The following is a 14,886-nucleotide window of genomic DNA, read 5'->3' on the forward strand; positions in this document are numbered from 1 at the left end:
TTTGTTTATCCATCCTTTTGGGTCCGAAACCACGATTCCGGGTCCACCGGGCTATTATCCTGTCTTACCTCTATATAGAGCGTTTCTGACCGGTCAGTTCCAGTGCCATCACTTGTAGTTGACAAAATAGCGCCGATTTCCGGCGTTTCACCAGGCATTAACCCAACCGGCGTTCCTTCGGTGATCACTTCTCCGGGTGTACCGAAGACCTCTTGCAACCCGGAAAAGACAAAAAGCAATCCGGGCTGGGGTTCCAGGATCATCAGGTTGCCAAGGTCCAGCAGCGGCCCGCGATACCGGATCGTCGCTGCGGTGGGTGTCGTGACCAGCGCGCGCGGGCGGGTGCCCAGCACGATACCGGGTCGTTTCACCCCGGCGGCGTCCGTTTCCCCTGAACTGTGCAGCAGAACACCCTGAACGGGCAAAGCAAGGTTTCCTTTTCTGTTCGAAATATCGGCGTCGGTTTCGGCAATACCGCCTTCTGATATTTCGGCCAGACCGCTGGCAAACCCATCCAGTGTTTCCGTCGAGGAGATCAGGATCGCCGTGCTGATAGGGTCTTCCACAAACCGGCGCGGCAGGTCCGTTCGATCGGCAATGGCCTCGCTAAGCTTGGTGCGCGCATTCTGTACTCCGGTCAGACCCTTGGTCAGGGTTTCGGCGGCGTTTTGCTGCAGCTGGCGTAGTGTCCGGACCTCGTGCAAGTCCTGAGCAAGCGCCTGTGCACGTGCATTCAGGCCGGGTGTGACTTCGGCCAGCATCATGCCGGTACGGGCGGCCCCCAAAGGACCGGACGGATGCAGGATCAGAACGGGCGGCGTCGTCGTTTCGATGGTTTGCAACACGCCTAGCAACTGCGCGATTTCTTTTTCCCGCGCGCGCAGTTCTTCTGTCAGCTGCACCTCTCGGGTGGCGGCCTTTCGCAAGCCGTCGCGCATGGCGCTTAGCCCGGCTTCATAAGCCTGCACCGTTTCGGTCAGGGCGCGCACCCGATCCCGGGCGCTGTCGGCTTCGGCCAGCGCAATCGAGGCCTCTTCCAGCATTTGCGCTGCCTCCAGCGCAGCTGCCGACGGGTCCGTCTGGGCGCAAACAGGCGAGGCCAGCAAGACCGAAAGAAGCGCGGCCCGCACTGTCATGACAGAAGGCTCTGGCCGGTCATTTCCGCAGGTTGATCCAGCCCCATCAGCGCTAAAAGCGTTGGCGCCAGGTCCGACAACCGGCCATCGCGCATTTTGGCACCTGCGGGTCCACCGACCAGCGCTACAGGCACCCGGTTCAATGTATGAGCGGTATGCGGTCCACCGGTTTCAGGGTCGACCATGACTTCGCAATTCCCGTGATCGGCTGTCACGATCATGGCTCCGCCTGCTTTGTCCAGCGCGGCAACCACCTGCGCCAGACCTTGATCAACGGCTTCGCAGGCCTTGATCGCGGCGTTCAGATCGCCTGTGTGCCCGACCATATCCGGGTTGGCGTAATTGGTGACGATCAGATCGTACCCGGCTTCGATGGCCTCGACGAATTTGGCCGTGACCTCGGCTGACGACATCTCGGGCTGAAGATCATAGGTTGCCACCTTGGGCGATTTCGGCATGAAACGGTCTTCGCCAACCTCGGGCGTTTCCTTGCCGCCGTTCAGAAAGAACGTCACATGAGGATATTTTTCGGTTTCCGCCAAGCGGAACTGCCGCAACCCCTGTTTGGCAACCCATTCCCCAAGCGTGTTGACGATGGCGCGTTTCGGGAAAACGGTGGTCATGTAGGCGTTGTGCCCGTCGGAGTATTCAACCATTCCCAGCAAAGCTGACAGGGCCGGGCGCGGTCCGGTGTCGAAATCGTCGAATCCCGGCTCGCCAATGGCGCGCAGTATTTCCCGCGCACGGTCGGCGCGGAAATTCAGACAGAAAATACCATCGCCATCGTGGACACCTGTGTAGCCGCTCAGAACCGTGGGTGTGATGAATTCATCCGTTTCGGATTGGTTATACGCATGGTCCACAGCACCATGTGCGGTGGCGGCGGTACGCCCCTGCCCCTTGATGATCGCCTCATAGGCTTCTGCAACGCGTTCCCAGCGATTGTCGCGGTCCATGGCATAATACCGCCCGCTGACAGTCACGATCCGCGCGCCATCTGGCAGGCGCTCCTGCAGTTCGGCCAAGTACCCAAATGCGGATTTTGGTGCAACGTCCCGTCCATCTGTGATGACGTGCAGGGCGACAGGTACACCTGCGTCTGTCACGGCCTTGGCCGCAGCAACGATGTGATCAAGATGGCCATGTACCCCGCCATCCGAAGCGATACCCATCAAGTGCGCCGTCCCGCCCGAGGCCTTTACCTTACTGATGAAGGCCTGAAGGGCATTGTTTTCAAAGAAACTGCCATCCTCGATCGACAGATCAATCTGTCCCAGATCCATGGCAACCACTCGCCCGGCCCCAATGTTCGTGTGCCCGACCTCAGAATTTCCCATCTGCCCGCTGGGCAGACCCACATCCGGCCCATGTGTAATCAACGTCGCATGGGGACCGCGTTCCATGATCGCGTCAAAAGTCGGCGTTTTCGCCAGATAAGGTGCGTTGGCCTGCGTGTCTTCAGACAATCCCCAGCCATCTAGGATGCACAGGACAACGGGTTTGGGGGCGGCCATGAAGTTTCTCCGGAAAACTGCTTTGACAGTCTTCTACCCGCTGCCCATCCGGGCGTGAACCGTCTTTGCGGTGTGTGAAGCAGAATTAATCGGTCCCTTCGTCACTTTGGCGCGAAACCCGCGTATTCAGTCCATCAGATAATCCTTGTAAGGATGTGCCTTGCGGTTGCGGTATTTGACCGTCAGTTCCAGCGGAGTGTCGTTTTCGTCGTAAATACCGATCATGATCCCTGTGCCCCCGCTTCGGCTGCGCATTCCGATCAACTGCTCTTCAGACCGGGTTGTGCGCTGTGACGGGCGACGCGCCCAGGCAAACAGGTGATCATACATCTGGGCGATGACGTCCGTATGATCCGCACTGTCACCCAGATCGACCAGTTCGTCGGGATCGTTTTCAAGATCGAACAGGATCGGTCTGTGCCCGCCTTCGCAATGGACAAGTTTCCATTTTTCGTTGGCGACCATGAACATCACGGCATCGCGTACAGACGCATTCAGCTTTTGCGCTATGGGAGAAGCGGAGTAGTCGTATTCACAGACTGCGACACTGCGGGGCGTTTTGTCGGCTTGCCCGCGAAGGATGGGCAGCAGGGAATGCCCTTCCAGGATATGCCCGGCCTTTTCGCCGCCCGCCACCTCAAGAAAGGTTGGTGCCAGATCAATCGCCTCGACCAGCGCGTCGCATGTGGTGCCTCGCGTGGCGTCCGCCTGAGAGGAAGGGTCGTAGATGATCAGGGGCATCTTTGTCGAGGCGTCATGGAAGAAGGTCTTTTCCCCCATCCAGTGATCGCCCAGAAAATCCCCATGGTCCGAGGTCAGCACGATCATCGTGTCGTCCATCCGCCCGGTTTCATCCATCCAGTCGAACAACCGCCCCATCTGGTCATCCGCCTGTTTGATCAGCCCCATATAGGCCGGGATCACGGCATCGCGGACCTCCTGACGCGAGAAGGCCTGCCCAACTTTCGTGTCCATAAAGGCCCGGAGCACTGGATGCGCATTTTCGCGCTCGGCCTCGGACCGGACCACAGGCAGCACATGTTCGGGTCCATACATCGAGGCATAAGGCTCCGGCACTACGTAAGGCCAGTGCGGCTTGATGTAGCTGAGGTGACAGCACCACGGCCCGTCATGACTTTCCATGAACTCAATGCCGCGCGTTGTCAGATAGGGCGTTTCACTGTCTTCTTCCGCGATATTTGCCGGCTCGGATGAGTTTTTGAGGAACCAGCCTGACAATACGTTGCCGTCAGCATCCAGGCCGGAATTGGCAAAGTCATGCCAGGGGTTGTCGCTGTCGTATCCTTTGTCCCGGAGATATTGATTGTATTTCTTTGCCCCGTCCGGATCATAGAACCCGTCCGGTCCTTCAGCGCGCAACCCGTCATCGCGTTCGAAGACGTCAAATCCGCATTCCGCGACGCGAGCGCCAATGACGCTGTCGGGTTCCAGTCCCAGGCGCGCCATCCCTTCGGCATCGGCAGCCATATGTGTCTTGCCGACCAGCCAGCACCCCATCCCCGCTTTGCGCAGGTGATCGCCCAATGTGATTTCACCAACTTTCAGGGGAATGTTGTTCCATGAGGCGCCGTGGGAATGCACATAGCGCCCGGTATAGGTCGACATGCGCGAACTTCCACAGATCGGGGACTGAATATAGGCGCGATTAAACCGGACACCGCGTGCGGCCAGTTTGTCGATATTTGGGGTATGCAGGTGTGGATGTCCGTAACAGCTGAGGTAGTCCCAGCGCAGCTGGTCGAACATGATGAACAGGATATTTTTGGCTTCGGCCAATGCAATGCCCCCCTTTGATCCGGGACCTGCTTAGCTATATCCTGCCCAAGAGCGAAGTCCAAACTTCAATCAGGCTTGCCGTTCCATCTGTTCGAGCATTTTTTTGGCGCGTTTGCACTGCAACTGGTCCCGCAGCGGGCTGTTGGGGTCGACGTCTTTTTTGCACACAACGCATTTGTCCGCGCCCGAGATTGCATTCAGGCCGCCGCAGCTGCCTTTGATCGTCTTGCCCATCAGCATGACGCCCAGCGACATCCCGACCATGATGATCAGCAGTAATACGAAGGCCAGAATAAATGTGCTCATCTCAGGTCCTGCCTGTCAGTTGGTGCCCAAAGCGTCTTTGAACGCGGTACTGTGAACAGTAATAAAGGCATCTTCGCCGCCTGTCACATCCCGAGAGATGAAGAACACGGCAAGTTTATGCTTTTCGGCCAGTTCCAGCCCCTTCTCCTGCCCCAGCGCCAGCATTGCCGTCGCCCACGCATCCGCCATCATCGCATTTTCGGCCAATACAGTGACCGAGGTGGTGCGATGTGTGATTGGTCGCCCGGTCGTGGGATCGATGATATGGGAATATCGCACACCGTCCTGTTCGAAGAAGTTCTTGTAATCGCCCGAGGTCGCCATGCCCAGATCGTTCAGTGACACGATCAGTTGCAGGTTTTGCCCGCCTGCTTCGGGTTTTTCGACCCCGATGCGCCAGACCTCACCCTTGTCATTTTCGCCTTTGGTTACAAGATCGCCACCGATCTCGACCATGTAGTTCTCGATCCCCGCTTCGCTTAGGGTTTCGGCCACCGCGTCGATCCCATAGCCTTTGGCGATAGCCGACAGGTTGATGCCCACTGCCGGATCGGATTTGGCAAGCGTTCCGGCGTCACGGTCTAAGGTCAGCAGCCGGGATTGCCCGACACCTTTCAGAGCGGTTTGAATTTCGGCATCCGACGGCACCGGATCCTCGGGCTTGCGCGGGCCAAACCCCCACAATTCGATCAGCGGGCCCAGAGTCACGTCAAAGATTCCGCCGGATTTTTCATGCAGCTCGTTAGCGGCGGACAGAACCAAAGCGAACTCGTCCGAGACCGGAATGGGCGAAGTGTCGGTCGAAGCTGAAAATGTCGAAACCTCTGAGTTGGGATCCCAGTTTGACATCTTGGAGTTCACTGCGGCCAGTGTTTCCTGCACGGCTGCGGCCAGGGCTTCCTCATCCACATCTTCGCCAATGGCGGTGACGTTGAATGTTGTTCCCATGGTTTCGCCCGACAGACGGACCACTTCGGGTTCCTTGTCAAACAAACAGCCGGAAACAAACAGAACTAAAGCCAGAACAGGCAGATGGCGCATCGGGGAACTCCCTGGAAAACCTAGCCGGGCATATGCCAGCGCCCCATTACAGAGTCAAATCGACATCACAGTTTCAGCGGCAGAAAACCCAGCACCAGCAATCCGACCCCGGCAGGTACACCAAACAGCCAGGCCCGTTTTTGCCATCCCGCCTGCTGCTGTTTCCACGCCATTCGGAAATTGTGACCACACACCACGACGGCGAAAAAGATCAGCGCAGCCAGCGGCGGTGTCAGATAAAGGTCTGTCAACGGGTCGGGATTCCTTGTTTGTCAGCAATTTTCCGAGATCAGGGCATTTGCACCCTATACAGGTCGGTTCGCTGCGGTAAGGTGAAAAGACAGCCATCTCGGATAAAAGAGGAGATTGCCCATGGCCCCAAGCTCTTATCAGCCCCCCACACGCGGCGACAAATCTGGTTCTGCGACCTATAGCCAGTCAGCGGATTCGAACCTGTCGCATACGCAAACGACCGTGGCCAAGCTGCTTGAGGGTAAAGGTGATGCGGTGTTTGCGGTGCGTCCCGCCGATACGATTCATTCGGTAGTGGAACTGCTGAAGGAAAAAAGAATCGGCGCGGTGGTCGTGACCGATCAGAACGGAACCCTGCAAGGCATTCTGTCAGAACGCGATATCGTACGGCGCATGGCGGATACCCCCGGTCAGACTCTGCCGCAGTCGGTCGAAGATCTAATGACCAAGAACGTCAAGACCTGTTCGCCCGAAGACCTGCTGAACGATGTTCTGAAGACAATGACCGATGGACGTTTCCGCCACATGCCGGTTCTGAGTGATGGCCACCTGCGCGGTGTCATCACGATTGGCGACGTTGTTCACTTCCGTCTCAAGGAACTGGAATACGAAGCGCTGCGCATGAAGCAGATGATCGTCGGTTGACCAAGTGACTTTCCGGGTTGCGGGCCGCATTTTCACTGGCCCGCGTCCCGAGTTGCGCAGATCAGGTCGAAACAAAGCGAACGCCGCCTCTGTAAATTTCAGCTGCTGTCAGGCGGTTCGTTGCAAATGCCCCGGTATCGACCGAGACAACGCCATTGTTGACCCTTGGGCGGTCTATGATTGTGTGTCCGTGCACAACCCATTGGCCGTCTGCCCTGCGTCGTCTTGGAAACATCGGGTGCCCCCACAAACAGACCTGTCGCTGCTGGCTATCAACCGGCTGATCGGGATCCAGCGCGGCATGGACGACAGTTACGTTTCCGCTTGACCAGATTAGTGGTCTGTCCCGTAGCCATGACAGCAGGCCCGCGCCCATGACCTGCTTCAACTTGCCAGCAACCGCTTCGGCAATTTCATTTGTTGGGTGAAGGTCAAATTCGGTAATCCCGAATGAAGCCAGTGTCTGAAATCCGCCATTCCGGAACCAATGATGTGCATAGCGTCCGGGCTCGTCCAGAAATCGCAGCAGCATGTCTTCATGATTGCCCATAAGGCATACGACCGGCCTGTTTGCTGCCGTGTCGAAGTGCTGCAGATGTCGCAGGACCTGTGCGCTGTAGTCACCCCGGTCGATGTAGTCCCCGACAAAGATCAAAGGGCAGTCGTCCTCAACCCTCATCAGCAGGGCCTGAAGCAGGTCCAGCCGACCATGAATGTCGCCAATTACGACAAACCGATCATCAGGAGCGATTCCGGGAACGGATGTTTCCCGATCGGGCCGTGCCCGGCCAATAAACCCTTTGATCCAGCTCGTAACCATGTTCTACGTTCCCTAACCCGACCCGTTGGCAACGACAATCCCGGGCCGCCCACTCAGTACTTGACCGTCGGTGCCGGGCATTTGATATGACAAGCTAAAGTTAGATCTGGGCCTGGCAGGTTCAAAGACGATCTTATCGCAGGCGGCCATGTGGTTTGAAAGGTATTTGGGGATTTCATGAAACGAGTTTTGGTAACGGGAACTGCCGGGTTTATCGGATTTCATCTGTCAAAACTCCTCTTGGCCGAAGGGTTCCGGGTGCATGGCTATGACGGCATGACCGACTACTACGACGTGGCGCTTAAACAGCGTCGCCATCAGATGTTGCTGCAAACGCCGGGCTTTTCGGTCACCGAAGACATGCTGGAAAACCACGAGCGCCTGATGCAGGTCGCAGACGACTTCAAACCCGAGGTCATCATCCACCTGGCTGGCCAGGCCGGCGTGCGCTACAGCCTTGAAGCGCCACGCAGCTATGTTGAATCCAACATCGTCGGGACATTCAATGTGATGGAGGTTGCCCGGATCCATCAGGTAGAGCACCTTCTAATGGCTTCGACGTCTTCAGTCTACGGAGCGAATGAAGACATGCCGTTCCGGGAAACCGACAAGGCCGACGGGCAACTGACCATCTATTCCGCGACCAAGAAGGCCAATGAATCGATGGGTCATTCCTATGCCCATCTGTGGGGCCTGCCGACCACGATGTTCCGGTTCTTTACAGTTTACGGCACGTGGGGCCGCCCTGATCTGGCTTACTTCAAGTTCACCGATGCCATTCTGAACGACCGTCCCATCGACATTTACAACAACGGCGACATGTATCGCGACTTCACCTATGTCGAGGATCTGGTACGGGGCATTCGCCTGCTGATAGATGCCGCCCCTGTGCGGCCTGACAGCAAAGATGAGATCGCCGAGGGAGACAGCCTGTCACCGGTTGCGCCCTTCCGTGTCGTCAACATCGGCAACTCGGACAAAGTCCGTCTGATGGATTTCATCGAAGCTATCGAGGACGCGTTGGGTAAGAAAGCGATCCGGAACTACATGCCGATGCAAATGGGAGATGTTCCGGCGACCTGGGCCGACACCAGTTTGTTGCAAAACCTGACCGGTTACAAACCCCAGACCGATATTCGTACCGGTCTGGCCAAATTCGTTGAATGGTATCGGCAGTACTATAAAATTCCCGCCGACTGAAAATGCGGGACAAAAAAACCGGCGCTAATTGCGCCGGTTTCTTCTTAACCGCCGAAGTCGTCCAGCATGATGTCTTCGCGGTCAACTCCGAGATCCAGCAGCATGTTGATGACGGACTGGTTCATGATTGGCGGACCGCACATGTAGAACTCGCAGTCTTCCGGTGCCGGGTGGTTCTTGAGGTATTCCTCGAACAGGACGTTGTGGATGAAGCCGGTGTAGCCTTTCCAATCGTCCTCGGGCTGCGCATCCGAAAGGGCCACATGCCATTCGAAATTGTCGAACTCCTCGGCCAATTGGTCGAAATCCTCGACAAAGAACATCTCTTTCTTGGAACGGGCACCGTACCAGAAGGTGATCTTGCGGTTGCGATTCTCAAGGCGCTTGAGCTGATCGAAGATATGGCTGCGCATCGGCGCCATACCGGCGCCACCGCCGATGAAGACCATCTCTTTCTCGGTCTCGCGGGCGAAGAATTCACCAAACGGACCCGAGATTGTAACCTTGTCACCCGGCTTCAGGTTGAAGATGTAAGACGACATCTGACCCGGTGGGATACCGTCGGACCCCGGAGGCGGCGAGGCGACCCGGACGTTCAGCATGATCATGCCTTTTTCGTCCGGATAGTTGGCCATCGAATAGGCGCGCTCGATCGGTTCGTTCACGACGGATTTGTACTGCCACAGATTGAACTTGTCCCAATCTTCGCGGTACTCGTCCTGCACGTCGAAATCGGTATAGGCCAGTTGGTGCGCGGGGGCCTCGATCTGGATGTAGCCGCCAGCGCGGAAATTGACGTCCTCGCCTTCCGGCAGATCCAGAGTTAGCGCTTTGATAAAGGTGGCGACGTTGTCGTTCGAACGAACGGTGCATTCCCACTTCTTGACGCCAAAGACCTCTTCGGGAACTTCGATGTCCATGTCCTGCTTGACCGCGACCTGACAGGACAGGCGGTCACCGCAGGATGCCTCTCGCTTGGTGATATGGCTTTCTTCGGTGGGCAGGATCGAACCACCACCCGAATGCACCCGCACACGACATTGCGCGCAGGTTCCCCCACCACCGCAGGCGGAAGGAACGAACAATTTCTCGGCCGCAAGCGTCTGCAGCAGTTTGCCGCCCGCCGGAACCGAGATGGTTTTCTCGCCATTGATGGTGATGTTGACGTTGCCGGTAGACACCAACCGCGAGCGTGCCGCCATAATGATGGCGACAAGCGCCAGAACGATCATCGTGAAAAGGATTACGCCTAGGCTAAAAGTTTCCATTGCGCCCTCCTTACAGTTTCACGCCAGAGAAGGACATGAAGGCCATCGCCATCAGTCCCGCGGTGATGAAGGTAATGCCCAACCCCTGCAGACCGTCCGGAATATCCGAATATTTCAGCTTTTCACGAACGCCTGCCATCGCTGTGATCGCTAGCGCCCAACCAAAGCCGGAAGACAGACCATAGGTGGCGGCCTCAGCGAAGTTATAGTCACGCTCGACCATGAACAACGAGCCACCGAGGATGGCGCAGTTCACTGTAATCAACGGCAGGAAGATCCCCAGCGCGTTGTAAAGCGGTGGGAAGTACTTATCCAGGATCATCTCGAGGATCTGAACCATCGCCGCAATCACGCCGATGTACGAGATCAGCCCAAGGAAGGTCAGGTCCACATCCGGGAACCCGGCCCAGGCCAAGGCGCCCGGCTTCAACAGATAGCTGAGCAACAGATTGTTTGTCGGCACGGTGATCGCCTGAACGACCATCACCGAAATACCCAGACCCAGCGCGGTCGAAATCTTCTTGGAAACGGCGATGAAAGTACACATGCCGAGAAAGAAACTGAGCGCGAGGTTTTCAACAAAGATGGCCTTTACGGCCAGAGAGATAAGCCCTTCCATCAGTGCGCCTCTACCTGCTGGATTTTGTATTCACGTTCTTCGACCTGGTTCGGCTTCCACGTGCGGAAGGCCCAGATGATCAGACCGATGATAAAGAACGCGGACGGCGGCAGCAGCAGCATGCCGTTGGGCACATACCAGCCGCCATTGTTAACTGTCTCCAGAATGGTGACGCCAAACAGCGACCCATTCCCGAACAGTTCGCGGATGAAACCAACCAGCAGCAGGATCAGACCATAGCCCATTCCGTTGCCCATGCCGTCGATGAAGGACGCGACAGGCGGGTTTTTCATAGCGAACGCCTCGGCGCGGCCCATCACGATACAGTTGGTGATGATCAGACCGACGAAGACCGAAAGCGTTTTCGAAATCTCGAAGGCATAGGCCTTGAGAACCTGATCCACCAGGATCACCAGCGAGGCGATGATCACCATCTGAACAATGATCCGGATCGAACCCGGGATCTGGTTACGCAGGCACGAGATAAAGAAGGACGAGAACGAGGTCACGAACGTCACCGCCAGCGCCATCACGAAGGATACCTGCAGCGAAGAGGTCACCGCCAGCGCCGAACAGATGCCAAGCACCTGCAGGGTAATCGGGTTGTTGTCGACAAGCGGGTCGACCAGCATCTCTTTCTTGGTCTGAGACATCAGAACTCTCCTGCTTGCAGTTTGGCCAGGAACGGAGCGTAGCCCGCATCGCCCATCCAGAATTTCACCAGGTTATCGACGCCAACAGAGGTCAGCGTGGCACCGGCCAGCGCGTCGACATAAAAGTCCGGCCCGGCGGCAGGCTGAGATTTGGCGACTGTGATTTGCAGATCGCCCGCGTCATCACGAAGTTTCTTGCCATTCCACAGCGCTTTCCAACGCGGGTTGTCCACTTCGGCGCCAAGGCCCGGAGTTTCACCGTGCTGATAGAACTGCAGGCCGAAAATATCGTTGCCGTTGTTTTCCAGCGCGATAAAGCCATAGAGCGTGGACCACAGGCCATAGCCGTGCAGCGGCAGGATGACCTTATCCAGTTCACCAGCATCATCCCGCAGCAGGTAGATCACTCTGAACTTGGACTTCCGCCCAATTCCAGCAGGATCGTCATCCAAAGCAATACTCAATTCGGGATCGCTGGCGGCGGCAATGTCATCAAATGTGGTTGGGTCAAACTGGTCATCGACGAATTCGCCGGTGGCCAGTTCCAGAACGTGCGGCTCAAACGCAGCGAAGGCCTCGGTCACGTTGATGCCGGGTTCGTAAACACCTGCCACCTGAAGAACGTTGACCTGCTTGTCCTTCAATTTGTTCGCTTCCTGTGCCGGACGCAGACTGACGGCTGCAGCGGAAACGACCATCGAAGCTACCAGACAAACGGCGACCGCAACAAAGATCGTCTTGCCAACCGAGTCCGGCGAGGCCGCCAGGAACCGGGCAATTGCCCCCTTGGGTTCTTGGGGTTGCGTATCAGACATGGCGACGCGCCCTCCGTTTGATGTTGGCCTGAACGACGAAGTGATCGATCAGCGGTGCAAAGACGTTACCGAACAGGATGGCCAGCATCATGCCTTCGGGGAAAGCGGGGTTCACTACGCGGATCAATACAACCATGACACCGATCAGCGCACCGTAGATATAGCGGCCCAGATTGGTGTGGCTTGCCGAAACGGGTTCGGTCACCATGAACGCCAGGCCAAAGGCGTATCCGCCCAGCACAACGTGCCAGTACCATGGCATCGCGAACATCGGGTTGGTGTCAGAACCGATCAGGTTCAACAGCCATGTAAACGCGATCGTCCCGGCCAAACAGCCCACGATCAGGCGATAATTGGCTATTTTGGTCATCAGCAGGAAGGCAAGGCCGATGATACAGGCCAACGTCGATGTCTCGCCGAAGCTGCCCTGGATGGTTCCGAAGAACGCGCTGGACCAGGTGATGCCCTCAGCCGCAAGGGCCTGAACGCCCTCAGCCGCTGTTACCCCCAACGCTGTTGCGCCCGAAAAGCCGTCGACCGGAGTCCACACCGCATCGCCCGACATCTGCGCCGGATAGGCGAAGTACAGGAAAGCACGGCCCACAAGCGCAGGGTTGAGGAAGTTCTTGCCAGTGCCGCCAAACACCTCTTTGCCGATAACGACACCGAAGATGATGCCCAAAGCCACCTGCCACAGGGGCGTAGTTGCCGGCATGATCAACGTGTAAAGCATTGAAGTGACAAGAAAACCTTCGTTCACCTCGTGGCCGCGCACTGTGGCAAAGATGACCTCGAAGATACCGCCTGCGACAAGTGTGACGATGTAGATCGGCAGGAAGTAAAGCAATCCGTGCATCACGTTGGCAAACAGGCTGGACGGGTCCAGTGAAATGCCAAACATCTGCAATAGGGCGATCCGCCAGCCCGTGGCTGAGTCCGGCCCAAGGGCCGCAATCGCGGAATTGGCCTGATAGCCCGTATTCCACATGCCCCACAGGATACAGGGGATCGTCGCGATCACGACATAAGTCATGATCCGCTTCATATCCACATAAGACCGCGCGTGGGGGGCGACGGAGGTGACTGTTTTCGGAGTGTAGATGAAGCTTTCGACCATCTCGTAGATGGGGAAAAGCTTCTCGTACTTGCCGCCCTTGGTAAAGTTCGGCTCGATCCGGTCAAAGAAGTTGCGCAAACCCATTCGGATCAGCCCTCCTTTTCAATCTTGGTCAGGCAGTCGCGCAGCGCCAGCCCATATTCATATTTCGCCGGACAGGCAAAGCCGACAAGGCCAAGGTCCTCTTCGTCCAGCTCCAGCGCACCCAGCGCCTGTGCGGTGTCAGTATCCATCACCAGCAAAGCACGCAACAATTGGGTCGGCAGGTAATCCTGCGGCATCAACTCTTCGAACGTGCCGGTAGGAACCATGGCCCGGCGACCGCCGTTCAGGTTCGACGTCAGCGCGTACAGCTTTTTGGCAAAGGCCGAGCCCAACACAGGCTGAACCGCGAATTTCGAGGGCATCGGTCGGATCCAGCCCATCGGGATCTGGTCCGCGTCTTCGCGAATGATTGTAATCTGACGCGCAAAGCGGCCCAGATAGGCGGTCGGACCCTCGGCGTGCTGACCGGACAGGATCGACCCGGAAATGATCCGGGCGCTGCCGTCAACATTGACCTCGTCACGGGTCAGATCATCGGTCGATGCGCCCATGACCGTGCGGATCAGGCGCGGTTGACGTGCCCCGGGACCTGACAGCGCAATTACAATATTCGGGTCCAAATGGCCGGCCTGCATCAGACGGCCAATGGCGATCACATCCTGATAGCCGATCGTCCAGACACGCTTGTCCCCTGCCAGCGGCTCAAGGAAATGGATATGCGTTCCGGCCAGGCCTGCGGGGTGCGGTCCGGAAAAACCCGCCGCTTCAACCCCGGGCAATTCGGCGCCGGGCAAGGTGTCACCATCCTTGTGGCACAGATAGGTTTTGCCGTCCGTCAGGTGTGAAATCGCGCCGAGCCCGGCGGCAAAGGCATCACCGGCATCGGCGATGATCAGTGCTGCATCCGCTGCCAGCGGATCACTGTCCATTGCGGTTACGAAAATCGCTGCGGGTCTGGTGCCCGGTTCAGGCATCTTCGAATACGGGCGGGTTCGGAATGCGGTCCAAAGACCTGCGGCGCAAAGCTTTGCCGCAACACCTTCGGCGCTGTCCGTGTTACCCGTGCCCGAGAAATCAATGCCGGTGTCGTTGACATCCGAAACCTCAATCACGACGCTTTGGAGCACGCGCCGGGCGCCGCGATTGATGGCAATGACCTTACCGCTGAGCGGTGCGACCATCATCGCATCAGGCGCATCCTTATGGCAAAACAGCGGCGCGCCGCGCTGTACTACTTCACCTTCCTGAACCAGCATCTTGGGCTTCAGCCCCACAAAGTCCCTGCCCAGAACGGCAACCGTCGAAAACTCGGGCCCCGGCTGAATCTTCTGTTCGGGCGCTCCCTCTATCGGCAGATCCAACCCTTTTTTAAGTTTGAAAGTTTGCATGTTGCTACGTTCTTCCAAGCCTCTTATTTGCGCCCGCTATCACCGACCTTAATCAGGTTGGCACAGGATAGCGCGGATATTCATACGATTATTGTCGCAAAAGCGCCAGAAACCGGTTGAATTCCGTAAGCATAACTTCGGTCCCGGTCCCTTTACGCGGGGAATACCACAAACGCAAACCTGTTACCGCCTAAATTAAAGTTCTCAGGTCACAATACCGAAACAAACCTGTGTTTTTTGGGAACAAGTCAAAAAAATAGGATATCGCCC

The 14,886-nt window shown here is 57.1% G+C and carries 15 protein-coding genes; 2 read left to right on the plus strand and 13 right to left on the minus strand.

Translation table 11 applies throughout. The features are described from left to right. Window positions 1–5 precede the first annotated feature (5 nt). From ACR0J2_RS16285 to ACR0J2_RS16310, 6 genes are all read right to left on the minus strand, one after another. Window positions 6–1,136: a murein hydrolase activator EnvC family protein gene (locus ACR0J2_RS16285; protein WP_480813236.1), complete on the minus strand. Its 1,131-nt coding sequence runs from the start codon at window positions 1,134–1,136 to the stop codon at window positions 6–8. Then, complete coding sequence (gene gpmI, locus ACR0J2_RS16290; RefSeq protein ID WP_480441125.1) at window positions 1,133–2,650, minus strand: 2,3-bisphosphoglycerate-independent phosphoglycerate mutase; 1,518 nt, start codon at window positions 2,648–2,650, stop codon at window positions 1,133–1,135. Before gpmI ends, ACR0J2_RS16285 begins: the two co-directional genes overlap by 4 nt. A gap of 126 nt (window positions 2,651–2,776) precedes the next feature. After that, a complete protein-coding gene (locus ACR0J2_RS16295; RefSeq protein ID WP_480813237.1) occupies window positions 2,777–4,447 on the minus strand; it encodes a sulfatase-like hydrolase/transferase in 1,671 nt (556 codons plus the stop codon). A 69-nt stretch (window positions 4,448–4,516) separates the two neighbouring features. Continuing rightward, window positions 4,517–4,753, minus strand: coding sequence for a (Na+)-NQR maturation NqrM (gene nqrM / locus ACR0J2_RS16300; RefSeq protein ID WP_170614086.1), 237 nt, complete (start codon window positions 4,751–4,753; stop codon window positions 4,517–4,519). A gap of 15 nt (window positions 4,754–4,768) precedes the next feature. Further along, a complete protein-coding gene (locus ACR0J2_RS16305) occupies window positions 4,769–5,794 on the minus strand; it encodes an FAD:protein FMN transferase (protein WP_480813238.1) in 1,026 nt (341 codons plus the stop codon). Window positions 5,795–5,859: 65 nt separating this feature from the next. After that, window positions 5,860–6,045 carry a hypothetical protein gene (locus tag ACR0J2_RS16310; protein ID WP_170678855.1) on the minus strand — a complete coding sequence of 62 codons (186 nt, stop codon included), beginning with the start codon at window positions 6,043–6,045 and terminating at the stop codon, window positions 5,860–5,862. A gap of 121 nt (window positions 6,046–6,166) precedes the next feature. Between ACR0J2_RS16310 and ACR0J2_RS16315 the strand changes: the two genes are divergently transcribed. Further along, a complete protein-coding gene (locus ACR0J2_RS16315; RefSeq protein ID WP_480813239.1) occupies window positions 6,167–6,691 on the plus strand; it encodes a CBS domain-containing protein in 525 nt (174 codons plus the stop codon). A gap of 61 nt (window positions 6,692–6,752) precedes the next feature. Here the strand turns inward: ACR0J2_RS16315 and ACR0J2_RS16320 are convergent, their stop codons facing one another. Continuing rightward, entirely contained in the window at window positions 6,753–7,511 is a 759-nt protein-coding gene (locus tag ACR0J2_RS16320) for a metallophosphoesterase (RefSeq protein ID WP_480813240.1), read from the minus strand. A gap of 177 nt (window positions 7,512–7,688) precedes the next feature. Between ACR0J2_RS16320 and ACR0J2_RS16325 the strand changes: the two genes are divergently transcribed. Continuing rightward, window positions 7,689–8,711: a GDP-mannose 4,6-dehydratase gene (locus ACR0J2_RS16325; RefSeq protein ID WP_170614091.1), complete on the plus strand. Its 1,023-nt coding sequence runs from the start codon at window positions 7,689–7,691 to the stop codon at window positions 8,709–8,711. Window positions 8,712–8,755: 44 nt separating this feature from the next. Here the strand turns inward: ACR0J2_RS16325 and nqrF are convergent, their stop codons facing one another. From nqrF to ACR0J2_RS16355, 6 genes are read right to left on the minus strand one after another with little or no spacing between them, the layout of a single operon-like run. Beyond that, window positions 8,756–9,979, minus strand: coding sequence for an NADH:ubiquinone reductase (Na(+)-transporting) subunit F (gene nqrF, locus ACR0J2_RS16330; protein ID WP_170678858.1), 1,224 nt, complete (start codon window positions 9,977–9,979; stop codon window positions 8,756–8,758). A gap of 10 nt (window positions 9,980–9,989) precedes the next feature. Next, entirely contained in the window at window positions 9,990–10,598 is a 609-nt protein-coding gene (gene nqrE / locus ACR0J2_RS16335; protein ID WP_170614093.1) for an NADH:ubiquinone reductase (Na(+)-transporting) subunit E, read from the minus strand. Beyond that, the gene (locus ACR0J2_RS16340; RefSeq protein WP_170614094.1) at window positions 10,598–11,251 is read right to left on the minus strand and encodes an NADH:ubiquinone reductase (Na(+)-transporting) subunit D; all 654 of its coding nucleotides are present in this window, start codon (window positions 11,249–11,251) and stop codon (window positions 10,598–10,600) included. Before ACR0J2_RS16340 ends, nqrE begins: the two co-directional genes overlap by 1 nt. Next, entirely contained in the window at window positions 11,251–12,066 is an 816-nt protein-coding gene (locus ACR0J2_RS16345) for a Na(+)-translocating NADH-quinone reductase subunit C (RefSeq protein WP_480813241.1), read from the minus strand. Before ACR0J2_RS16345 ends, ACR0J2_RS16340 begins: the two co-directional genes overlap by 1 nt. Further along, entirely contained in the window at window positions 12,059–13,267 is a 1,209-nt protein-coding gene (locus tag ACR0J2_RS16350) for an NADH:ubiquinone reductase (Na(+)-transporting) subunit B (protein WP_170678860.1), read from the minus strand. The genes ACR0J2_RS16345 and ACR0J2_RS16350 overlap by 8 nt, the downstream gene beginning before the upstream one ends. Before the next feature lie 5 nt (window positions 13,268–13,272). Beyond that, window positions 13,273–14,616, minus strand: a complete 1,344-nt coding sequence (locus ACR0J2_RS16355) for a Na(+)-translocating NADH-quinone reductase subunit A (protein WP_480813242.1) — start codon at window positions 14,614–14,616, stop codon at window positions 13,273–13,275. Between the last annotated feature and the right edge of the window lie 270 nt (window positions 14,617–14,886).

Source organism: Ruegeria sp. CG4, assembly GCF_056537185.1.